This window comes from Paenibacillus sp. LRG-1, assembly GCF_057220305.1.
In genome coordinates, this window is sequence record NZ_CM170126.1 from 726,753 (window position 1) to 747,217 (window position 20,465).

The 20,465-nt window shown below is 45.4% G+C and carries 20 protein-coding genes; 13 read left to right on the forward strand and 7 right to left on the reverse strand.

The features are described from left to right. Positions 1 to 6: 6 nt before the first annotated feature. Together ACUUJN_RS03240 and ACUUJN_RS03245 are read left to right on the forward strand one after the other, a co-directional pair. Positions 7 to 1,101 (forward strand): GerAB/ArcD/ProY family transporter, encoded by a 1,095-nt coding sequence (locus ACUUJN_RS03240; protein WP_028541065.1) that lies wholly within the window; start codon positions 7 to 9, stop codon positions 1,099 to 1,101. Further along, positions 1,098 to 2,297: a Ger(x)C family spore germination protein gene (locus tag ACUUJN_RS03245; protein WP_028541064.1), complete on the forward strand. Its 1,200-nt coding sequence runs from the start codon at positions 1,098 to 1,100 to the stop codon at positions 2,295 to 2,297. The genes ACUUJN_RS03240 and ACUUJN_RS03245 overlap by 4 nt, the downstream gene beginning before the upstream one ends. A 63-nt stretch (positions 2,298 to 2,360) precedes the next feature. Here the strand turns inward: ACUUJN_RS03245 and ACUUJN_RS03250 are convergent, their stop codons facing one another. Beyond that, positions 2,361 to 2,909, reverse strand: a complete 549-nt coding sequence (locus ACUUJN_RS03250) for a PadR family transcriptional regulator (protein WP_068941356.1) — start codon at positions 2,907 to 2,909, stop codon at positions 2,361 to 2,363. A 166-nt stretch (positions 2,910 to 3,075) separates the two neighbouring features. On the opposite strand from ACUUJN_RS03250, the gene ACUUJN_RS03255 reads away from it, so the two are divergent. Continuing rightward, positions 3,076 to 3,567, forward strand: coding sequence for a phenolic acid decarboxylase (locus tag ACUUJN_RS03255; RefSeq protein WP_013308656.1), 492 nt, complete (start codon positions 3,076 to 3,078; stop codon positions 3,565 to 3,567). A 103-nt stretch (positions 3,568 to 3,670) separates the two neighbouring features. Here the strand turns inward: ACUUJN_RS03255 and ACUUJN_RS03260 are convergent, their stop codons facing one another. The 3 genes from ACUUJN_RS03260 to ACUUJN_RS03270 all read right to left on the reverse strand — a co-directional run bounded on the left by ACUUJN_RS03260 (position 3,671) and on the right by ACUUJN_RS03270 (position 6,284). Further along, the gene (locus ACUUJN_RS03260; RefSeq protein WP_023986907.1) at positions 3,671 to 4,117 is read right to left on the reverse strand and encodes a hypothetical protein; all 447 of its coding nucleotides are present in this window, start codon (positions 4,115 to 4,117) and stop codon (positions 3,671 to 3,673) included. Between the two features lie 271 nt (positions 4,118 to 4,388). Further along, positions 4,389 to 4,778, reverse strand: a complete 390-nt coding sequence (locus ACUUJN_RS03265; RefSeq protein WP_023986908.1) for a winged helix-turn-helix transcriptional regulator — start codon at positions 4,776 to 4,778, stop codon at positions 4,389 to 4,391. A 162-nt stretch (positions 4,779 to 4,940) separates the two neighbouring features. Continuing rightward, complete coding sequence (locus ACUUJN_RS03270) at positions 4,941 to 6,284, reverse strand: glycoside hydrolase family 30 protein (protein ID WP_484669261.1); 1,344 nt, start codon at positions 6,282 to 6,284, stop codon at positions 4,941 to 4,943. A 210-nt stretch (positions 6,285 to 6,494) separates the two neighbouring features. Between ACUUJN_RS03270 and ACUUJN_RS03275 the strand changes: the two genes are divergently transcribed. The 7 genes from ACUUJN_RS03275 to ACUUJN_RS03305 all read left to right on the forward strand — a co-directional run bounded on the left by ACUUJN_RS03275 (position 6,495) and on the right by ACUUJN_RS03305 (position 12,358). Beyond that, complete coding sequence (locus ACUUJN_RS03275) at positions 6,495 to 7,175, forward strand: response regulator transcription factor (protein WP_028541060.1); 681 nt, start codon at positions 6,495 to 6,497, stop codon at positions 7,173 to 7,175. After that, a complete protein-coding gene (locus ACUUJN_RS03280; protein ID WP_028541059.1) occupies positions 7,172 to 8,941 on the forward strand; it encodes a sensor histidine kinase in 1,770 nt (589 codons plus the stop codon). The genes ACUUJN_RS03275 and ACUUJN_RS03280 overlap by 4 nt, the downstream gene beginning before the upstream one ends. A 24-nt stretch (positions 8,942 to 8,965) precedes the next feature. Next, positions 8,966 to 9,475: a CDP-diacylglycerol--serine O-phosphatidyltransferase gene (pssA, locus tag ACUUJN_RS03285; protein WP_023986912.1), complete on the forward strand. Its 510-nt coding sequence runs from the start codon at positions 8,966 to 8,968 to the stop codon at positions 9,473 to 9,475. A gap of 22 nt (positions 9,476 to 9,497) precedes the next feature. Beyond that, positions 9,498 to 9,992 (forward strand): DedA family protein, encoded by a 495-nt coding sequence (locus ACUUJN_RS03290; RefSeq protein WP_013308662.1) that lies wholly within the window; start codon positions 9,498 to 9,500, stop codon positions 9,990 to 9,992. An 87-nt stretch (positions 9,993 to 10,079) separates the two neighbouring features. Next, a complete protein-coding gene (gene psiE, locus ACUUJN_RS03295) occupies positions 10,080 to 10,496 on the forward strand; it encodes a phosphate-starvation-inducible protein PsiE (RefSeq protein WP_025723919.1) in 417 nt (138 codons plus the stop codon). A gap of 54 nt (positions 10,497 to 10,550) precedes the next feature. Next, entirely contained in the window at positions 10,551 to 11,558 is a 1,008-nt protein-coding gene (locus ACUUJN_RS03300; protein ID WP_023986914.1) for an AI-2E family transporter, read from the forward strand. Positions 11,559 to 11,800: 242 nt separating this feature from the next. Then, complete coding sequence (locus ACUUJN_RS03305; protein WP_264454199.1) at positions 11,801 to 12,358, forward strand: NADPH-dependent FMN reductase; 558 nt, start codon at positions 11,801 to 11,803, stop codon at positions 12,356 to 12,358. 101 nt (positions 12,359 to 12,459) lie between these two features. On the opposite strand, the gene ACUUJN_RS03310 is transcribed toward ACUUJN_RS03305, so the two are convergent. Together ACUUJN_RS03310 and panB are read right to left on the reverse strand one after the other, a co-directional pair. Next, complete coding sequence (locus ACUUJN_RS03310) at positions 12,460 to 13,383, reverse strand: ketopantoate reductase family protein (protein WP_053324600.1); 924 nt, start codon at positions 13,381 to 13,383, stop codon at positions 12,460 to 12,462. Next, positions 13,383 to 14,255, reverse strand: a complete 873-nt coding sequence (gene panB, locus ACUUJN_RS03315) for a 3-methyl-2-oxobutanoate hydroxymethyltransferase (RefSeq protein WP_068941424.1) — start codon at positions 14,253 to 14,255, stop codon at positions 13,383 to 13,385. Before panB ends, ACUUJN_RS03310 begins: the two co-directional genes overlap by 1 nt. A 531-nt stretch (positions 14,256 to 14,786) precedes the next feature. Between panB and ACUUJN_RS03320 the strand changes: the two genes are divergently transcribed. The 3 genes from ACUUJN_RS03320 (at position 14,787) to ACUUJN_RS03330 (ending at position 16,931) form a co-directional block, all read left to right on the forward strand. Next, positions 14,787 to 15,158 (forward strand): MmcQ/YjbR family DNA-binding protein, encoded by a 372-nt coding sequence (locus tag ACUUJN_RS03320; RefSeq protein ID WP_023986918.1) that lies wholly within the window; start codon positions 14,787 to 14,789, stop codon positions 15,156 to 15,158. Between the two features lie 140 nt (positions 15,159 to 15,298). Continuing rightward, positions 15,299 to 15,925 carry a nitroreductase family protein gene (locus ACUUJN_RS03325; RefSeq protein ID WP_023986919.1) on the forward strand — a complete coding sequence of 209 codons (627 nt, stop codon included), beginning with the start codon at positions 15,299 to 15,301 and terminating at the stop codon, positions 15,923 to 15,925. Positions 15,926 to 15,980: 55 nt separating this feature from the next. Then, the gene (locus ACUUJN_RS03330; protein WP_340859135.1) at positions 15,981 to 16,931 is read left to right on the forward strand and encodes a ring-cleaving dioxygenase; all 951 of its coding nucleotides are present in this window, start codon (positions 15,981 to 15,983) and stop codon (positions 16,929 to 16,931) included. Positions 16,932 to 17,059: 128 nt separating this feature from the next. Here the strand turns inward: ACUUJN_RS03330 and ACUUJN_RS03335 are convergent, their stop codons facing one another. Beyond that, positions 17,060 to 20,425: a DEAD/DEAH box helicase gene (locus tag ACUUJN_RS03335; RefSeq protein ID WP_340859138.1), complete on the reverse strand. Its 3,366-nt coding sequence runs from the start codon at positions 20,423 to 20,425 to the stop codon at positions 17,060 to 17,062. Positions 20,426 to 20,465 lie beyond the last annotated feature (40 nt).

Genomic DNA, 20,465 nt, shown 5'->3' on the forward strand with positions numbered 1-20,465 from the left:
AGCAAGATGGCCCGTGGGAAAAAAACGGATAAAATTACAACGTTACAGACGACGGAAATCGTGCTTTGCTTTATGCTGGCTGCCGGGTTGCTTACTCTTCCCAGAGTAGCCGTTGAAACTGCAAAAACACCGGATGTGTGGATGTCCGTCATTTTAGCAGGGGCTGCCACTTTCCTGTTCGGATGGATTATAGTCAAACTAAGTTCACGGTTTCCAGAAAGCACCTTTTACCAGTATGTTCAGCGGATAACTGGCAAAGCCATCGGCAAAGTGTTGGGCATCTTGTTCGTCATCTATTTTATTTGTATAGCTGCATACGAAATCCGAGCTGTGGAGGAAGTAACGTCGTTCTTTTTGCTTGAAGGAACTCCAGTATGGGCTATTTCAGCACCCTTTATGTGGATCTCTCTGTATCTCTGCTTGGGGGGGATAGGTACATTGGGTAAAATATGTCAAGTTATATTCCCGATTACGGCAGCTATCTTTTTATTGATATGTTTGCTGAGTTTGAATATTTTCGAATTGAATAATTTGCGTCCTGTTTTGTCCGAGGGTGTGATGCCAGTGATTAAAGCGCTCAAGACTACAACCCTGACCCTAACGGGGACAGAGTGCCTACTGTTTATTCTTTGTCGGATGGAAAAACCGGAGAAAGCAACTAAGGCGGTCGGACTGGCAATCGGGATCTCGACCATTTTTTATACAGCTACGCTGATCTTATGCATTGGCGCCTTTTCGGTGGAAGGAGTTATGACCAGAACCTGGCCTTTTTTAGACTTGGCCCGCTCCTTTGAAGTGGAGTATCTGTTATTGGAACGGTTCGAATCCCTATTGTTGTCCATTTGGATCATGCAAATTTTTGCTACATTCAGTATTGCTTTTTATTGCGCTTCGCTCGGAGTTTCTCAAATTTTGAATAGCTCTTATTCCAAGGCGCTGTTTATTTTGCTCCCGTTCATCTACGTCCTGTCCCAAATTCCCAAAAATCTGAATGAGTTATTTTCTTTTGGAACGATGATCGGGAATGCAGCTTTCGTTCTATTCGCTCTGCTTCCACTCCCTCTGCTGCTTATTTCTCATTGGAGAGGGGTGCGGTCATGAAGAGAGTCCAGTCAGGATTACTCGGAATGGTGGCTCTCCTGACATGCTGTACACTTTCAGGCTGCTGGAGCAGCTCTCCGGTGGAGGATCTAAATCTGGAGACGGGCATTGCTATGGATGTAGTGTCACAATCTTCACAAGAAGAACAAATTAAACGGAAAGGAGGAGACTATCCGAAAAAAGAGTTAATCACCGGAACCTTTCAATTTATCATCCCAGAGGAAAGCGGCGGCTCCAACAGCTCCTCCCCACAAGCTAAAAAGTTTTTTAATATTACGGAAACGGGGGATTCCGTTTTTGAAATGTTAAGAGAAATTTCATTGCGAACCAACCGACCGCCTATCGGACAACATTTGAAAACGATTATTATCAGCTCCAGTCTGCTTCGCAAAATTCCATTGTATGAGCTGCTGGACTTTTTCTTGGGGGATAATGACATTCGGCCCAGCGTCCAGCTGCTGATTAGTACAGACAAGGCGGGCAATGCGCTTCAGGAAAAAATTCCTGGTCAAATTCCTGCCTATATCTTAAAGGATATTTTCGAAAATCGTAAACGGAACGCGCGGTTGATAAAGCCCGTGGCTTTGGTTAAAGTGGTCGGGCCCATGAAGGGGAAAAGAAGCTTTATATTGCCCAATGTCATTACGGCGGAGAATGAAATCAAGCTCGCAGGTGCGGGAATCATCAAGGGAAAGACACAAACCTACGGTGGTTTTCTGAATGAGTCAGAGGTCGAGGGCCTCATGTGGATCAAAGGCCAATTGGTTGGAGGCGTGCTGAAAAGTAGTGATCCCCAAACCGGTAAAAATATAGCCTATGAGATCAAAGCGGTGAAAAGCAGGATCAAGGCCATCGTTCAGGGGGGCGACATTTCCTTCCAAGTAAAAATGACCTCAGAGGGACGCGTTTCCGAGGTTTTTAACAAGAAAGAAAATTTGCGTAGCAATGATGTGCTCGGACAAGAAGAGAGTATCTTTCAAGAGAGAGTGAATTCATTAACTGAACAAACTGTAGCCAAAATGCAAAAGCTGCAGGTTGATGTTGGAGGTTTCGGAGAAGCGTTGAGGATTCAGCATCCTAAAGTTTGGCGTAAGGTTAAAGAGGATTGGGATAACATTTTTAGTACCATTCCTGTACGTTTTAGCACAGATATCCATATTGAAGATTACGGCTCTTCGATTACGACGGCAGACTAGTTTGCACCTATTTAGAAAAACCTTCAATACCACGAATCTACGTGGCGTTGAAGGTTTTTTAGGCTATTCAAACAGGGACAGTGTTTCTTCCAGCCACGTAATATAGCTTTCTTCCCGATTAATGGCACGGCTCAGCACCAGATAATGCCCAAATTGATTAGAACCGGGGGCTTGAAGGTTCTCGTCCAGCTGTTGGAGGGATTTTTTACTTTCGTACAGATACTCCAGCTTCTCTTTACGTTTGGTTATCTGGTCCTCGAACAATCGCTTGTTCTCTTCCTTGGGGATGGCTGCTGAGAAATACAGCATGAGCATAAACTCATCCTTTTCCGTTTCCGGTAACTCTTTGGCGCTCAACAGCCATTCGGTCAGCTCTTGGGTTCCTTTGGGGGTGATGCAGTACAGCTTCTTTTCCAGCTTGGCTCCTGTAATGGAGGTGCGATATTCAATAAGCTCCTCTTCGGTCAGCCTTTTTAACTCAGGATAAATCTGACTGTGTTTGGCGCTCCAAAATTGTCCGATTTCCTTCTTGAATTGACTTGTAATATCGTAGCCACTCATTTCCTCTTTATGAACCAGGCCCAAAATGGCGTATTTTAATGTGCGCTTCAACGTAGTTCTCCTTGTCAAACATTATTTGACACTAGTATACCATAGTGCTACAATTTATATGTACTTAACAACATGTTTAACATTACATGTTTTGAATTGAATATTTTTATTTTTGGTCTCCTATTCAATTCATGAAAACTTATAATTTAGGAAAGAAGGATGCAAGATGGACAAGTTTATCGGCAGCCACATGATCTACACTTATGAGAATGGTTGGGAGTACGAAATATATATTAAAAATGAAGATACGATCGATTATCGCATTCATAGTGGTATGGTAGGCGGCCGCTGGGTACGTGATCAGAAGGTCAATCTGGTGAAGCTGGTGGAAAATGTGTATAAAGTATCGTGGACCGAACCGACAGGCACTGACGTGTCTCTGAATTTTATGCCTGAGGAAAAACGTATGCACGGCATTATTTTCTTTCCTAAATGGGTTCATGAGCATCCGGAAATCACTGTGCGCTATCAAAACGATTTTATTCCGCTGATGGAGGAATCGCGTGAAAAGTATGAAACATATCCGAAGTATGTGGTTCCTGAATTTGCAGATATTACATTCATCGAAAATGCAGGTGTGAACAACGAACAATTAATTTCCCAAGCACCTTATGCAGGAATGACAGACGATATTCGTGCAGGTAAACTGCAAGTGTAATCAACTCTGTGCTGAAAGTGTAAAAGCCTGGCCTGTGATAAACAGTCTCAGGCTTTTTTACGTGAACTGGAAAGTGGATTGCTAATGGAGTTGTGGACGATATTTAGAATGAATAGTAGACCAGACCATGCTCGATAAGATATGAACGACTAATCCGAGGGGGGAGTATGGTCGCTGATGGGGAGAGAATGTGCAGGTTCGCATGGGTAGTCAGATCGGATAAGGCAGATAGAGCTAGCTCTGTTTTATCAGGCCCCCAGTGATCAGCGTGGTGCTGAATATATTGCTCAGCCTCGGTTAAGGACAGACCCTTGAGCGAGGTAAACACGGAAGCCCAGCGGACGAGGTCAAAGGCGCCTTTAATTTCAGGCAGCTCATATTCCGCCAAACCTTGAGCGCCGTTACACGACATAGTAAGCAAGCCACAGCAATGGTGTTGATAAGGTTTTGAGTCAGAAAATTGACGATAGTCGTATTGAATCATTTCCATGGAACCAATACTTAATTGGGTCGCTTGGGATGTTGTGGGCTGGGCAAGCGTCATGCTCATGCTAGAACGGCCTCCTTCTCGGATTCACTGTAAATAGGGATGGAAGAATCATACGTCACAGCGGATGTAATGTAAATCACGAATACAAGCGTAAAATGAGGATATGTAGCGGAAAACGAGCTTTAATGCCAATGGAAACGGATACTTGCATCCATTTCTTTTATTATCTTGGGGAACGTCTTTATATCACAAAAAAAACAACCCCAGATCTCCCCAGGGTCGTCTCTACAAAAATATAGTTCAGCATTTTGCAAAATGCTTGTTTTGCTGGTCACACGGGTGTGACGTCCTGAATCGCTTCTTCTTCTTTCCAAATCACGTTCTCGCGATAGTTTGATCCCCAATCGTACATTGCTCTCAGTACCGGAATCAGGCTTTCGCCATGCTCCGTCAGTGAATATTCCACATGTGGAGGGACGACGGGATAGACTTTACGAAGAATGAGTTTATCTTCCTCCAGCTCGCGCAATTGGTTGGTCAGCATTTTTTGCGTAATATGGGGGATCAGCTTCTTCAATTCACCAAACCGCTTGGTGCCTTCCATACCGAGATGCCACAAAATAATCAGCTTCCATTTTCCACCGATGACCGCGAGAGTCAATTCCTTATCACAATTAATCAGCTTCAAATCAATCCGGTCTTTTACAGTAGTGATATTCATCGACCTCCTGTCCGTAGTTATTCCAAGTATACTATTTATAGCTACTATACGCAAAAGGATATACATCCATTTTGGAAACTATACATATGCTTGGACACTTATAGACCGGACAGGGGTACCTAATGATGTGTGCAAGCTGGAAGAGTCCAGAAATCTGTGGCGTTAAGAAGGAATCACGATAGTATTAAAGGACTCCGGCTCCAGCTCCAAGCGGTGTGTTGTTTCACCGAGAGACAGATTCAGCACACGCGATTCCTTGAACGGATTGGCGATGACCACCACCCTTTGCCCGTCTGTATTTTGAAAAGCAACTGCATTTCCAGTCCATGAGCCACGAAGTCCGATGCGTCGGGCACCTGGTAATACAAAATGAGAAAAATGCTTCATGACATAATACTCTGGATTCAGGACAGGTTTTCGATCCGCGGGATCAACGGTAATCATCGAATTTTGCTCCCAGCCCCATGTGCTCTTGCCTTTCGGTTCCAAAACCATATTCCAGTAAATATAAGCATTCACACCATTGCTGAAGTAGTGCTGGTACAGATTATATACATATTTGGCGTAGTCCCATGAATTTTCTCCGTTGCCGCATTCATTTTCTGTTTGCATGTAACGAAGCTCAGGATAACTGGCAACGGTGCGCTGAATGGCATTTTTGCCTGCCCACTGGTAGCCTACGCCTTTAATATATTTGTAGGCCTCGGGGTCACTCAATACGGTATGGGCATACTCATCGAATCCGGTAGAAGTCTTCTTCATTAATTCCTCCCACGGATCGGGAGCGTTAATGGTCCCCAGCCAAATTTCCGTATCTAGTCCGTGTTCCTCAAAAGCAGGGCCCAAATAGTCCCGAATAAATTCACGCAGCTGCTCCCCGGTCCATACACAGGAAGGGAACTTCTGATCGGCAATGACTTCATTTTGAACATGAATCTGATGGATCGTAATACCTGCCTCGCGGTAAGCCTGAACAAATTTGACAAAGTACAATGCATACGCTTTCAAAATATCCTTTTCCCAGCGCAGAGTGCCGTAATTGTAGGCTTTCGGTGATTTCATCCATGTCGGCGGGCTCCAGGGTGAAGCGAACAACTTCAGGTTAGGATTGAGTTGTAACGCTTTCCGAATAAAAGGAATGAGATATTGCTGATCACGCTCCATGGAAAAGTGCTTCATCTCCACGTCGCCGTCTGTTTCATTGTGGCTGTACCACTCCAGCGCGTAGTCACTCGCTCCAATAGGAAGTCGGCATATTGCAAATTTGTGCTCGCCCTCTGGATGAAAGAGAGAATGAAGCACCCGATCTCGTTCGTCCTTTTCCAAATGGTTCAGGGCTACATAACCCAATTCATTAAAACAGCCACCAAAACCTTCGACAAGCTGATGTGTTTCTCCCGTAAGGGTTAGGTTGGCACTATCTTGGGTATCGGTAAGATGATGAGCTTGGGATTGCCAAGCTTTAGCTTTAGAAGTGGAAAACCACTGAATGGTTTGATTACTCATGTATTACCCTCCTGTTCAGGCTTTTTGTATCTCTTCTTATTATAGGGTAGGATCACAGGAGATGAGATGGTCTGAGCCAAGACAAATTTGCCCTAATCCAAGGTCGAATTTGCTGATGAGAAGTTCTGCTGATAAGAGGTATCAAGAACACATAAAGTACACATGTCTTTGATATGCTGGTGTCCTAGAATGACGAAAGAGGGAAGTCGATTGAAGAAAAGGGTTCTTCTCGTGGAGGATGAAATACGTATTCGTGAAGTTATTGCTGATTATTTTAAACAAAATAATTGGGAAGTCTATGAAGCAGGTAATGGAAAAGATGCACTAATCTGGTTTGATTCGGTGCAGCCGGACCTGATTATACTCGATATTATGATGCCGGAGCTGGATGGTTGGGAGGTGTGCCGCCAGGTACGCAGCCGTTCAGGTGTGCCGATCATTTTGTTGACAGCCAAATCAGGTGATGATGATAAAATATTAGGCTTTGAACTGGGAGCCGATGATTATGTTACCAAACCTTTCAGCCCCAAGGTGTTGATCGCCCGCGCAAACGCGCTGATGAAGCGAGTGGAAGGACATGTGCAGCCGGAGTTGCATATTTTGCGATTCGGCACTGCCATTCTCAATACGATGGCTCATCGACTTGAGGTGGATCAGGCGGAAGTCGAGCTGACGCCCAAGGAGTATGAGTTGCTGCGGCTGCTTATACATAATAAAGGCATAGTCATTTCACGGGATGTGATACTGAACCGGGTGTGGGGCATCGACTTTGAAGGAGACACACGGGTTGTCGATACTCATATCAAAAAGCTGAGAAGTAAGCTAGGCCGTGAATCACGCCATATCCGCACGGTTTTTGGTACAGGCTACAGGTTTGAGGAGGAAGAATGAACAAACGGGGAGTTACCTTTAAGTTGTTCATTATGACGGTTGTGTTTTTCCTGTGTTTTTACGGTATGGTGATTTTAAGTCAATTTCTGTTTTTTGAAAATTTTTATCAGCAACAGAAGATTGGTCGTGTGGAAAGCCGTTTGAAAAGCTTCGGTCAAAGTTATGTCCAGGAGGCTTGGGGATCGGGCAGGGTTTCGCGAGAGGCAGCTCGCTTTATGCTTCAGAATAAGAACCAGTTGGCGATTGTTACCCTAGACGGCAAAGTAAAGCTGGATGATGCGTTTCATATCAGTCTCAGAACAGCAGATGGTAAAGTTGTTAAGATATCGCTGTCTCTGTTTATGAGCGAGTACGGAGATGAGTTGAGAGCTGCCCGGATTCAGCCCGGTGATACGGTAACGGTTGAAGGTGAGGTATTGGGGACTGACGGCATCACTTCCCCCAACTTAATTTATCCATTAGGCATTCAGAAGCCTGGTTTCAAAAATATAGGAACGACATCGCAAGCGGCTGGCACAGATGACAGTGTAAGGTTATCCGGTACGGTGACAGAGATTGCACTGCCAGATCTGAAAACATGGAGTCAGCGACAAGGATTACTGTTTGGTGCGCTGGAGGAATGGTTCCCTTTATCACAGGCGCATCTGGAGAAACTTAAGAATTTCGAAGTGTTGGAGGAAGATTGGACGGAACCTTGGACAGGGGTACGTAATGCAGTCATAGTCCATCCTGTCCGTCAGGACACAGGCGAGATCGACCTCCTGTTCACAGTGACATCGTTGCAGGAAATTAGTGAGACGAATGAAGCTCTGCGCTGGTTTTATCTGTACCTAGGGATCGGGGGATTTGCACTCATTCTGATTTTGTCCCTGTTCTATTCCCGGATGGTGACCCGTCCGCTCATTGCTTTGAATAATACCGCCAAGCGAATGGCTAAGCTCGATTTTACAGCCCATACACCAATCCGGCAGAATGATGAGCTGGGCAGCCTGTCCTACAGCATGTATACCCTGTCCCAGAACCTGGACACGGCTTTGCGCGAGCTTCAGGAGGTCAATCAACAATTGGTCGAGGACATGGAACAGAAACAGAGGATGGAGGCTGTGCAACAAGACTTTTTTGCCAACGCTTCTCATGAACTGAAAACCCCGCTGAGTATCATTAAAGGCTTCGCAGAAGGATTACAAGATGGGGTTAGCGCCGGGAAGCAGGATCATTATATGAAAGTCATTGTAGAGGAAGCGGACAAAATGGAGCGATTGGTCAAAGATATGCTGGACCTCGCCAAATTGGAATCGGGTACTCTCAAGCTCCGCAAGACGACCTTTATCTTGAGTGAGCTGGTGGAGGAAGTCGTGGACAAGCTATTCCATCTGTTGAAGGAGAAAAAGCTGGAAGTGGTCATTATCCCCGCCAATGAGATGCCGATTCATGCCGATGTAGGATGGATGGAACAGGTGATTATCAACTTTGTTGTCAATGCCATACGGCATGCTGAGGAAGGAAGCTCAATCACGATTCGTATCGAAGGCGCTGAGGAAATCCGTTTTTTTTCCATTGAAAATAAAGGTGAGACCATTCCTGACGATCAACTGGAGCAGATATGGGACCGTTTTTACCGGGCCGAGCTGTCACGTAGCCGCCAGACGGGTGGGACAGGACTGGGGCTGTCGATCGTCAAACGAATTTTAGATTTGCACGAATTCCGCTATAAGGTGGAGAATACCAAGGACGGCGTCCGTTTTGTTGTTATATTCGGAGGCTAAGCTACGGCAAAGGAGTTAAGGAGTATGAAATGGAATTGGTTGCCCTCACTATTCACGATTGCAAACCTGGGGGCAGGGGTCTTATCCCTGTATTTTACGATTCATGAGCAATACATGACCGCTTTTATTCTCGTGGTGGTGGCTGCTTTATGGGATGTATTAGACGGTTTGCTGGCAAGGCTGTTGCATTGCTCCAGTGATTTTGGCAAACAGCTCGACTCGCTGGCGGATGTTGTCTCATTTGGGGTTGCCCCTGCTTTCTTGATCTTGTTATACAAACTGGGAGATACCCATTGGATAGGACCGCTTGTGGCTGTTTTGTTTGTCATATGCGGTGCGGTAAGATTGGCAAGATTCAACCTAATGGCTTTTAGCAAAGGCTTTGTAGGTATGCCGATTACGGCGGCGGGTGTGATTTTGTCCTTTATGTTTTTATGGAGTGAGCATTTGAAGCCGGGGTTGTTGCTTGCATTAATGGTAGTGCTGTCGTTCCTGATGGTTAGCCGTATTCCCTTTCCGTCCTTCAAAAAATAATCGGTCAGGAGGTGGCTCTCCTATGGAATGGGTCATCAGCATGATTACACAATACGGATATATCGCTATTTTTGCTCTTCTTGCTCTTGGGATTATCGGTCTACCGGTTCCGGATGAAATTATTATGGTGTTTGTCGGCTATTTATCCTCTATCATGGTACTGAATTATTCGGTGTCTATATTAGTCAGCTTCATCGGTGCAATGACAGGGATGATGATCAGCTACACGCTAGGCAAAAAGCTGGGTCAGCCCTTGGTGGATAAGCACGGCAAGTGGGTTGGATTGACACCGAAGCGATTTGCAAGAGTTAAGGGGTGGTTTGCGCGTTTTGGGTTATGGACCATTTTGTTTGGTTATTTTATCCCAGGAGTCAGACATGCGACAAGCTATTTGTCGGGCATTAGTGCGATGCCTGTCCGAAAATATATGCTGGTGGCAAGCGCAGGTTCTCTGATATGGACGCTTATCTTTATCTCCATTGGTTATATTGCAGGGGCGAATATAAACTTTCATTAAGGTGACCTCAAAAGTAATGTAGCATTTTTCACGTATACCACCGATAATATAAATAAAGATACTGTACAACCAGTGAGGGGATCTGTATTGAATGCATTAATGAAGTATATTGAGAAGTTACCTAGTTTTCTGCAAATGATCTTGAATATCTCGCTGTTTCTGGTCGGGCTGATTTTAAGCTTCTTACTTCTAAAAGAAACATGGTCCATTTTTTCTTATGTTTTTTTGTACACAGAGGCCGACAAAAATTACTATGAATTCACGGAAGAGTTGCTTGTGTTTTTCTTGTATTTTGAATTCATAGCATTAATAGTTAAGTACTTTAAAACCAATTTTCATTTTCCATTACGTTATTTTATCTATATTGGGATCACGGCTGTCATCAGGCTCATTATTGTAGATCATGATGATGCTAAAAATACATTCTGGTGGTCTATTGCTATCTTAGTCATGGTAGGTTCTCTATTGATCGCTAACAGTAAATTGATAAAAAGAGAAAATTGATGCTCAGGAAGATTGCAAAGTTGACAGTCAAGTGGAAAGAGGGAATAAAGACGAATGGTAAGAAACTGGATGAATCATGCGGGCGTCAGGCGGGTAGCCGTCCTTGCGATAATCGTTTTGCTGTTGTTTATGTTAAGAAGCATGATGAATATTATGTTGTTAACACTGCTGCTTACGATCTTGATTGGTAGTATATATAACGGAGTGAATAAGCTGGTCAAGCGGTTCGTCAATGTGCCGTCAATGATCGTGCTGCTACTGGTGTATGGGCTGCTAATTCTGATTATGGTGTGGGGCGTTTACCGAATGGTGCCGCTAATCGTTGTACAGGTCAAGCAGGTGTATCTCATGATTCAGCAAGCGTATATGTATCCTGATCGTAATCAATGGAACGAAACGATTATCGAATTTATGGACACGCTGAATGTTCAGCGGCTATTTGAGCCTGGCCTGAGTGCAGTGATGAAGGTCAGTCAATTGGGAACACAGCTTCTGGTGTCGATTATTTTGAGCTTGTTCTTCCTGATGGAAAAATCATATATTACACGTTTTACAGCTACGTTTGTAGATAGCAAGCTGGGTTGGTTTTTCAAGGAAGTGGGTCATTTTGGCCGTATGTTTCTGGATACGTTCGGGAAGGTATTGGAGGCTCAACTGCTGATTTCACTTATTAACTGTATATTGACCACGATTGCACTCTGGATTATGGGCTTCCCTAATCTGCTTGGTCTTGCGCTCATCATTTTCGTACTTGGATTGGTTCCAGTGGCAGGTGTGTTTATCTCACTGGCACCGCTCGGCCTGATCGCTTTCAGTGTCGGCGGCATTCAATATGTGATTTATCTAGTTATTCTGATTGTGGTGATTCATGCGATTGAGGCCTATTTCTTAAATCCGAAGCTGATGTCATCCAAAACGAATTTACCGATCTTCTTTACCTTTGTCGTACTTATTTTCTCTGAGCATCTGATTGGAATTTGGGGCTTGATTGTAGGTATTCCGTTGTTTGTTTTCTTCCTTGATCTGATTGGGATAAAACGCAAGCAAGAGAAGGATACTTGATTCAGCACTACAGATTCCACCCTTGTATAGTGACTATTGATTCATCACGAATGCCTGCGAAGCCGCAGGCATTTTTTTATTGCCCTTTTGTTCATAGGAAAAAAATCGCTGACGCTCATCATCATGCAGAAGGTGTCCAACGGCATTATCAATGCATTCTCACTTGCTTTTTAATTCTCTTGTTAGTTATAGTACACTGAATATGCAAGATTAGATCAAGTTAAAAGAAATGAGATGATCGGATGGAACAGAAAATTAAGGTATTGGCTATATCGGGTAGCCTTCGTCAAAAGTCCTCCAATACAGCGCTTATGAAGGCTACTATTGGGCTGGCTCCTGAAAATATGATATTCACAGTCTATGATGGATTGGGGGATCTCCCGCATTTTAACCCTGACTTGGATGTAGATGAGGGGTCAGCTTCCGTAAAAGAGCTACGGGAGCAATTGAAACAAGTGGATGGAGTGCTGATCTGTACACCGGAATATGGGAATGGTGTGCCGGGTGCTTTGAAAAATGCCTTGGATTGGCTCGTATCTTCAGGTGAATTTGTAAATAAACCTACAGCGGTCATTAGCGCGTCACCGTCTCCTATGGGCGGCCATCTTGCGCATGCCTCGCTGCTGCTCACATTGCAAATGATCAATGCACAGATTGTGGAGAATGGAAAGGTCATTATTCCGCATATCACCTTGAAGCTAAATCAGGAAGGTGAAATTACAAACGCTGAAACTAGGCAGGAGCTAGAAGCATTACTTCAAGGGCTTGAGCAAGCATGCTCAAGCACAGGAACTCTTTAGATTTTTGAAGTTTAATAAAGGAAAAGCAGCGGCAGTCTAAGATTTCATTTTCACCTTCGAAGCTGCCGCTTCCTCTTTTAATTGATTTTAAAGTTTGAATTTTAGACAGTGTCCAATAAGCTCTCGTATACCTTTAATCGGGCATATACCGTTTCGAGTATGGGGTAAACAGTATTACTGGTTGCAGCCAATGCAAGCAGTGAACCATGTAGATGGCTGGCTTCAATCGGAAGCTTTTTAAGCATATCGCGTTGCATGGATGACATCATCTCTGGTCGTAAGGATTCCATCGTTTTCAGTGTATGAGCTTCCATCTCTGAATCAATCGGCATCCCCGCGTTGTGAGCAAGTGTGACAATCTCATGCAGCAGCTTTTCGTAAATAGCACGTGACTCTGCCGTGGCAAGTATAGTTCCAACCGAGGCATCCATCAGTGTTGTAATTGCACTCAAGCTGGCAACGAATATATATTTCTGCCAAACTTCACGCTGGATATCGTGGCTTCGTGCCACTGTGAAGCCTGCATGATCAAGATGATTCAGCAGCAATTGTGTACGCTCTGAGTGCACTCCGTTCCATTCACCGAAGACGATACGGTGGAACGGACTTGTCTGAACAACAGAACCATCATGATCCAGCGTAGTTTCAATATAACAAAGTCCGCCCAGCACTTTTTCAGAACCGAATTGCTTGCGCAAAAAGTCAAAATGTTCGTAACCATTAAGTAACGGAAGAATCATGGTATGATCACCGATATAAGGCTCAAGATCGAACTGCAATTGGGGAAGATGATACGCTTTGACCGAAATGATAATACAGTCGAACGGATCGGCGGCTTCACCATTTGTAATAGCACGGATTGGCGTCTGGAAATCTCCATGAACACTTCTAACAATCAGACCGACTTCTGCCAACTGAGATTTTTTTGAAGGGCGTACGAAGAAGGTCACGTCTTCTCCTTTTTGAACAAGAAGTCCCCCGAAATAGCCTCCAATCGCCCCTGCACCTACAATCAGAAATCGCATTATAGGGTCCCTGCCTTTACTTTTGCATTCCCGTATAATCCTTCTACTACGTTCTCATCTGCCTTAAAAACATGCTCCTCGCCTGGAAAAGAACGATTCTTCACGTCTTCGACATATTGCCCGATGCTGTTACGAATCAAAGCACCTATATCCGAATAGGTTTTTACGAACTTCTTCTCCCGGTAAGGAGCTGAGTATTGTAACATGTCATGATACACCAAAACCTGGCCATCACAGTATCTCCCCGCACCGATGCCTATGACCGGAATAGATATCTCTCGGGTGATGCTCTTCGCTACTTCCTCTGTCACCAGCTCTAACACGATGGCAAAAGCTCCCGCTTGCTCCAGGGCCCGGGCATCATTTAGAAGGCGCTCAGCGGCCTGTGAGTTTTTACCTTGAATGAAGTATCCGCCGATTTGATGCACAGACTGTGGTGTAAGTCCGATATGCCCCAGTAGTGGGACGCCGGATTGAACAATTCGCTTCACGGTGTCGCAAATTTCCATGCCCCCTTCTAATTTCACGGCATGGGCATGTCCCTCTTGCATGAGCCTGCGCACATTAGTAAGGGCTTCTTCACTACTCCCGTGGTACGTCATAAATGGCATATCAGCAACAATAAAAGTATGTTCCGCACCGCGCACGACAGACCGTGTATGATAGACCATATCATCCATAGTGACGGGCAGTGTGGAGTTATAATTAGATAACACATTACCTACGGAATCACCGACAAGGATGATATCGATCCCGGCTTCCTCAGCCAAACGAGCAGATGGATAGTCATACGCCGTAATCATACTTATAGGTGAACCTTCTCGTTTCATTTTCTTCAATTGCAAAATATTAAGTGCTTTCGAGGTTGCCATGGTTGCATTCAAATCCTTTCCTACCTTTATTTTAGATCACAAAAAAAACCTTTCAGCACATGGCTGAAAAGGTCCGAAAGGCAAAAAAAGAGTCAATTTGCGACCGTTCTTTTGTCTCGGTCCTTGCGGATCAGAGCAAAATCCAACGAGTTCACCTCCATAGGCTCACACATCTACATATTGAATTACAGTAACTAGAGTACCGTTCGAATGTATCGATACAGCCTCTCACGGAAGTATACCAAAATATAGGGCTGTTGCATAACATTCTCTACTATATGAACAAAACAAGCCCCTCCAACTTCCTATTCGGAAGTGAAGGGCTGTCAGCTTGCAGATACAGTATGTGAAATATTGCTAAATCATCAGGACGTGTATGAGGTCACGGACGGTCAATAAATTCATATAGAAAGGATTGACCCTCCCGATAGAATTCTAATTGTAGCATGGGACTATTGTATGTGGAGAGCGTGATATAATAGGGCACAAATCGTTTCATAGATGATGAATCAAGCAGAGGAGTGAAGGCTGGTGTATGAACAAATTGTAGCGTATGGTCTGAGCCAAAAAGAGGCTGTTAAGGATTATCCATTCGGTGCTGAAACGCTAGTACTGAAAGTTGGAGGCAAGATGTTTGCTCTATTATCTGAAAAGGACGGCATTAGCCACCTATCCTTGAAATGTGATCCGATCATTGCGGTAAATCTGCGTGAACAAAACAAGGCAATTAAGCCAGGCTATCATTTAAATAAAAAGCATTGGAATACGATTGAGGTTGACGCTACCTTCCCACTGGAGGATTTGTACAGCATGATCGACCATTCGTATGAGCTAGTCTTCAAGAGCTTAACCAAAGCGCAACGCGAAGCGATTACGATGAGAATACGGGCAACGGATTTGTAAAGGGCTGGTGAAGCCCTTAGGTTGTATCCAAAAATACTTACTAACATTATTATAGTTTTACTTGACAGAAAACACGAATAGATATATTCTTAATTTAAAGATAATTCATTTGAAAATAATATCAAGGAGTGGAACTTAACATGAGCGAACTGGTGAATATTATTCAAGAGAGAAGATCAGCTTCTAAATTTATTCCTGATGTTACTATAGATGCAAAAGAACTAGAAGAAATATTTCAGTTGGTGAAGTTTGCACCATCGGCTTTTAATTTACAGCATACGCGCTATATCGTAGTGCAGGATGCAGATACCAAACAAAGACTGCATGATGAGGCAAGTAAGCAGTATAAAATATTAACGGCTTCGGCGACCATTGTAGTGCTGGGGGATACAGAAGCTTATACCAAGGTAGCTGACCTCAACGAAGGCTTCCTGAATTTAGGTGTCCTGAGCAAGCAGGAATATGATAGTACAGTGGAGTCGGTAACTCAGTTTTATCGCGAGCGGGGACCTGTCTTCCAGAGAGAAGAAGCGATCCGTAATGCCAGCCTGTCGGCTATGCAATTGATGTTGATTGCCAAGGACAAAGGCTGGGATACTTGCCCGATGATCGGTTTTGATCCGGCGAAGGTGCAGGAAGTACTGAATATTCCAGAGCAATTTGTACCCGTGATGATGATTACCTTGGGTAAAGAGGACGAATCGGGTCAGCGGGCACGGGGATACCGCAAGCCGGTTGGACAATTTGTCAGCTACAATGGATTTTGAAATTTGTAAATCATTTGTGTAAATAAATCATCATGTTAATGAAGGAGTGATAAAGATGTCATTGAAAACCGCTGGAATTCACCATATCACGTCCTTTGCAGGAGACCCGCAGGGCAACGTTGATTTTTACGCAGGCGTACTTGGTTTGCGATTGATTAAAAAGACGATCAACTTTGATGCTCCAGAAGTATACCATTTGTACTTTGGTAATGAAGAGGGCAGCCCGGGAACGATCATTACCTTTTTTCCAGCTCCGGGTACACGCAAGGGTAAGATTGGAGGTGGACAGGTCGGGATTACGACGTATGTCGTGCCGTCCGGTGCTTTGGAATACTGGGAAAACCGTCTGCACAGCTTGAAGGTGTCTTTCACGAAGGCCACTCGTTTTGGCGAGTCATTCATCCAGTTCCGAGACAACGAGGGCTTGCATCTGGAGCTGGTGGAGCGGGAAGATGGCCCGGTGAACACGTGGACAGCTGGCGACGTGCCTACGGATAAAGCTATCAAGGGCTTTGGCGGGGCGGTACTGTACAGTGCGGATTCCAAGCATACGCAAGAGGTGTTGGAGAACGTCCTGGGGATGACTCCCATCGGAGAAGACGCAAATGCAGGCTACATCCGCTATCAGGCGACAGGTGATTTGGGCAACCTGATCGACATTCCGGTCAAAGATGTCCCGTGGGGGAATGGCGGCGCCGGTACGGTTCACCATATTGCCTGGCGCGCGCAGGACGATACGGAGCATCAGGCGTGGAACGAATGGGTTCATCAGCATGGTTTTGGGACCAGTGGTATTGTAGATCGCCAATACTTTAATGCCGTATACTTCCGCGAGCGGGGCGGTATTTTATTCGAGATCGCAACCGATCCACCCGGATTTACCGTGGATGAGGAATTGAATGAATTGGGGCACAAGCTGATGCTGCCTGAATGGTATGAGCCTCATCGCACCCAGATTGAGTCTAACTTGGTTCCCATTGAACCTAGAGTATTAAAACAGGATTAATCTGCTCGATCCAAACAATCATATTTAGAAGAAAAAAGGTCCAATGCGGGAAGATTTCTACCGTGATTGGACCTTTTTTTGCATGTGGAATTGTCATACTAACGTATAAATAAGCGTGGAAGAGTTGGCTAGATCATGAGCAGTTCACGAATCTCCAGCTCGGTCAGTGCCGAAAGGGTTTCTTGCCCCGGTTGAATGACCTGGTCGATCATGTTTTTCTTTTTTTGTTGCAGCTCATACATTTTATCCTCTACCGTGCCTTGGGCGACGAGACGAATAACCTGCACGACTTTTTTCTGACCCATTCGGTGTGCGCGGTTGGTAGCCTGCTCCTCTACAGCGGGATTCCACCACAGGTCATACAGAATGACTGTATCTGCTCCGGTGAGGTTCAGGCCAGTGCCTCCTGCCTTTAGGGAAATCAGGAACAGCTCGCGTTCTCCTTCGTTGAAGCGACTGCACAGCTCGACTCGTTCCGGAGCGGGAGTCTGCCCATCCAGGTAAAAGTAGGACACCCCTTCTCGAGCAAGCTCACGTCCGATCATTTGAAGCATCGTAGTGAACTGTGAAAAAATGAGTATCCGTTTCCCAGAGCTGAGACATTCCGTAATGATCTCCAACAGCTGTTCAAATTTGGCGGAGCTTCCCGTATATCCTTCGATGAACAAGCCTGGATGACAGCAGAGCTGACGAAGTCGGGTCAGACCTGCGAGAATTTTGATCCGATTTTTCTGAAATCCTTCCTCGTTGAGATGCTTCAATGTTTCATGCTGGAGCTTGGCCAGATAGGCTGTATACAGCTTTTTTTGATCTGGCAGAAGCCGGGATACCTGCACGGATTCGATTTTCTCCGGCAGCTCCTTGAGGACATCGCTCTTAAGACGGCGCAACAGAAACGGACGAACCCGCTTGGCAATCACATTTCGAGGCAGGTTGTGAAACACTCTTTTCCCACCGGGAAATAGCGCAGGAAATACAACGTCGAATATGGACCATAACTCTTCCAATGTATTTTCTATAGGCGTTCCTGTCAGGGCAAAACGGTAACGGGCTTTTACATCCTTAACAGCTTGTGCTGTCTGGGTGGCATGGTTCTTGAAAGCCTGCGCCTCGTCCAGTATGAGCGTATGAAACGATGGTTTGCTGTACACATCTGCATCGCGCCGTAGCAGCGGGTAGGACGTAATGACGACGTCATAACTGGCGGCATCCCGTATGATCCGGCCGCGTTCTTCCGGGCTGCCATCTGCGATAGTGATGCGGACGTGTGGAGCAAATTTCTCCAGCTCATTCCGCCAGTTGTACACCAGTGATGCAGGGGACACGATCATGGCTGGAAGCTGCTGGCTGCGAATCTCCGGCAATACTGAGACGAGAAAGGCGATACTTTGCAGCGTTTTACCCAGCCCCATATCATCTGCCAAAATGCCCCCAAAACGGTAATGCGCCAATGTCTTAAGCCATTGAAAGCCGTAAACCTGATAATCTCTCAAGATTGGAGCAAGCACGTCTGGAACTGGAAAGTCGAGATGGTCTGGGTTACGTATATTTTCCAGCAGCTGGCGAAAGGTTTTACCCAAAGTCAGGTTTTTCCCATGATCGTGAGGATCAATTAAGTACAGTCCTTGCGTGACGGGAACACGAATTTGCGCTGCATCCAGATCGCTTTTGCGGATACCTGTTTCATTCATGAACCGAATCAATTCCTTGTACTCCTCTGTTTCCAACGGCAGCAAGGCACCATTCGGCAGACGGTGATATCTCTGTTTTTCCTCTAACGATTTGAGCAGCTTGCGAATTTCCGGTTCCGGAATGCCCTCCATATCAAATTTAAATTCAAGCCAATCCGTACGTTCATCCCATTCCGCCCGTATCCTTGGGGTAGGCAGAGTATTGTTTATTTTCGCTTTGACTGCACCTGTAGCATAGACGTCCAGCAGCTTTTCCAGTTGAGGAACAGTATGGTACAAAAAATCATACTCTGCATCTTCATCTTCCATAAAATATCCGCTGTCTGTTCTGGCAAAGGAGCTATGCTCCATCAGTTCTAAAATCCGCTGCTCCTGTTCCCCATCACGTATCAGAATTCGGTCGTTACCAGGAGTTCGTGCATCTGTTTCCAGCGGGTTGATGATGATATCCCCATATTGGAACTCCAGCCCTGCCAGTAGCTTGTCTCTTACCCGGTCCAGATATAGCTTTGCCTTCAATGGCTGCTGTGTGACCCGATCTGAGACGGACCGAGTCATATGAACACGTCCGAGCTTCATTAACCCGGGTACAACCTTGTCCATAAAAGATTCCATCTGCTCTGGCGCAATCAGAACTTTTCGCCTGTGGTGTACCTCTACCATCCGTTTTAGCTCGGACAAACGCCGTAAGGGATCGGCCTTCTGTTTGACAAGCTTGCCATCGGCAATGACGACACCATAGTCCTCCATGATGGTCAAGTCATCCAATCCTTGTATGCTTAGCTGGTAGCCTTCGGTTATGGCCCCGGCCTCATCAAATTCAAATTGCAGTGGAAGCATCAGGTCGGACTGGGGAATACCCTCGCTCATGTTTCCGTGAATTTCAAAGTAGACGCCCTGTGCTGTTGTCAGCAAGGGGAGCAGCTTTTCCCAAGCCGCAGGCGGAATGAGGAGCATTCGCTCGCCGCTCATATGGCTACTGGAAGATGAATACGTGCCTGAGGTTTCCCGAATCATACGCTCATGGTGGCACACCTGGGATAATTGCTGGAGAATAGCGTCATGTTCAGGTCGGAAGCGGTACAACTCAGGCTCGTACGAGAAGCTTTTCGTGAACATGTAGCTATCCCCACGGTCAATACTATCCAGAAACGGACGAATTTTCTGGACGATATATAATCGTTTAGGGCCAGCTTTCATTTCTACACCAAACATATATTTTTGGTAACCGTAGGCAAAAGGCCGGATGACGAATTGAAAATCCAAGACTGCACGAGTATCCAGCAGGGTAGGCGTGCTGCGAAGCGGTCGCTTGCGGTCAAATAGTTTTAACATACTGTCGGTCAGCTGGAGATCCCCTTGTGTGATGTCAGAGGATCGTGCCGTTTTAGCAGTGTAATCATACGGAGCATCTGTAGATGTGTACATCCCGTCTGAATCCATGCTTCCTGCTGTATCTGGGGCGGTACCGGGATGAAGTCTGGAGGCATAGGAGCGCACAGACAGACTTTTTCCACGGCGTATATCATGGGCGTTAAGGAGAACAGCAGCGATATGTTTGCAATATCGTCCGGTGTTCTGAAATGTGCTACAGGTGCACTCTGCTCGGATACTTCCATTGGATCGGATCATCGCCGCAACAGCATAAAAGCTGCTTCCTTTGACCGTAGCTTCGTATACCCCTTCATCATGATCTATTTGTGTAAAGGCCACTCTTTTGGCCCGGTAATAGGCATCCCCGTCGTCATAAGCAGCTTGACTGCATAGTTGTCTGATGGCTCGCCGGGTAAGTTCAAAACTCATGATTCGTAATCCTTTCCTGAGTTATTCCGTTTTCTTACAT

What these genes read in the sequence shown, in the direction of transcription:
- ACUUJN_RS03240 (WP_028541065.1), top strand. Translation starts at nt 7, where the DNA reads ATGGCCCGTGGGAAAAAAACGGATAAAATTACAACGTTACAGACGACG.
- ACUUJN_RS03245 (WP_028541064.1), top strand. Translation starts at nt 1,098, where the DNA reads ATGAAGAGAGTCCAGTCAGGATTACTCGGAATGGTGGCTCTCCTGACA.
- ACUUJN_RS03255 (WP_013308656.1), top strand. Translation starts at nt 3,076, where the DNA reads ATGGACAAGTTTATCGGCAGCCACATGATCTACACTTATGAGAATGGT.
- ACUUJN_RS03260 (WP_023986907.1), bottom strand. Translation starts at nt 4,117, where the DNA reads ATGAGCATGACGCTTGCCCAGCCCACAACATCCCAAGCGACCCAATTA.
- ACUUJN_RS03265 (WP_023986908.1), bottom strand. Translation starts at nt 4,778, where the DNA reads ATGAATATCACTACTGTAAAAGACCGGATTGATTTGAAGCTGATTAAT.
- ACUUJN_RS03270 (WP_484669261.1), bottom strand. Translation starts at nt 6,284, where the DNA reads ATGAGTAATCAAACCATTCAGTGGTTTTCCACTTCTAAAGCTAAAGCT.
- ACUUJN_RS03280 (WP_028541059.1), top strand. Translation starts at nt 7,172, where the DNA reads ATGAACAAACGGGGAGTTACCTTTAAGTTGTTCATTATGACGGTTGTG.
- pssA (WP_023986912.1), top strand. Translation starts at nt 8,966, where the DNA reads ATGAAATGGAATTGGTTGCCCTCACTATTCACGATTGCAAACCTGGGG.
- ACUUJN_RS03290 (WP_013308662.1), top strand. Translation starts at nt 9,498, where the DNA reads ATGGAATGGGTCATCAGCATGATTACACAATACGGATATATCGCTATT.
- ACUUJN_RS03300 (WP_023986914.1), top strand. Translation starts at nt 10,551, where the DNA reads ATGGTAAGAAACTGGATGAATCATGCGGGCGTCAGGCGGGTAGCCGTC.
- ACUUJN_RS03305 (WP_264454199.1), top strand. Translation starts at nt 11,801, where the DNA reads ATGGAACAGAAAATTAAGGTATTGGCTATATCGGGTAGCCTTCGTCAA.
- ACUUJN_RS03310 (WP_053324600.1), bottom strand. Translation starts at nt 13,383, where the DNA reads ATGCGATTTCTGATTGTAGGTGCAGGGGCGATTGGAGGCTATTTCGGG.
- panB (WP_068941424.1), bottom strand. Translation starts at nt 14,255, where the DNA reads ATGGCAACCTCGAAAGCACTTAATATTTTGCAATTGAAGAAAATGAAA.
- ACUUJN_RS03325 (WP_023986919.1), top strand. Translation starts at nt 15,299, where the DNA reads ATGAGCGAACTGGTGAATATTATTCAAGAGAGAAGATCAGCTTCTAAA.
- ACUUJN_RS03330 (WP_340859135.1), top strand. Translation starts at nt 15,981, where the DNA reads ATGTCATTGAAAACCGCTGGAATTCACCATATCACGTCCTTTGCAGGA.
- ACUUJN_RS03335 (WP_340859138.1), bottom strand. Translation starts at nt 20,425, where the DNA reads ATGAGTTTTGAACTTACCCGGCGAGCCATCAGACAACTATGCAGTCAA.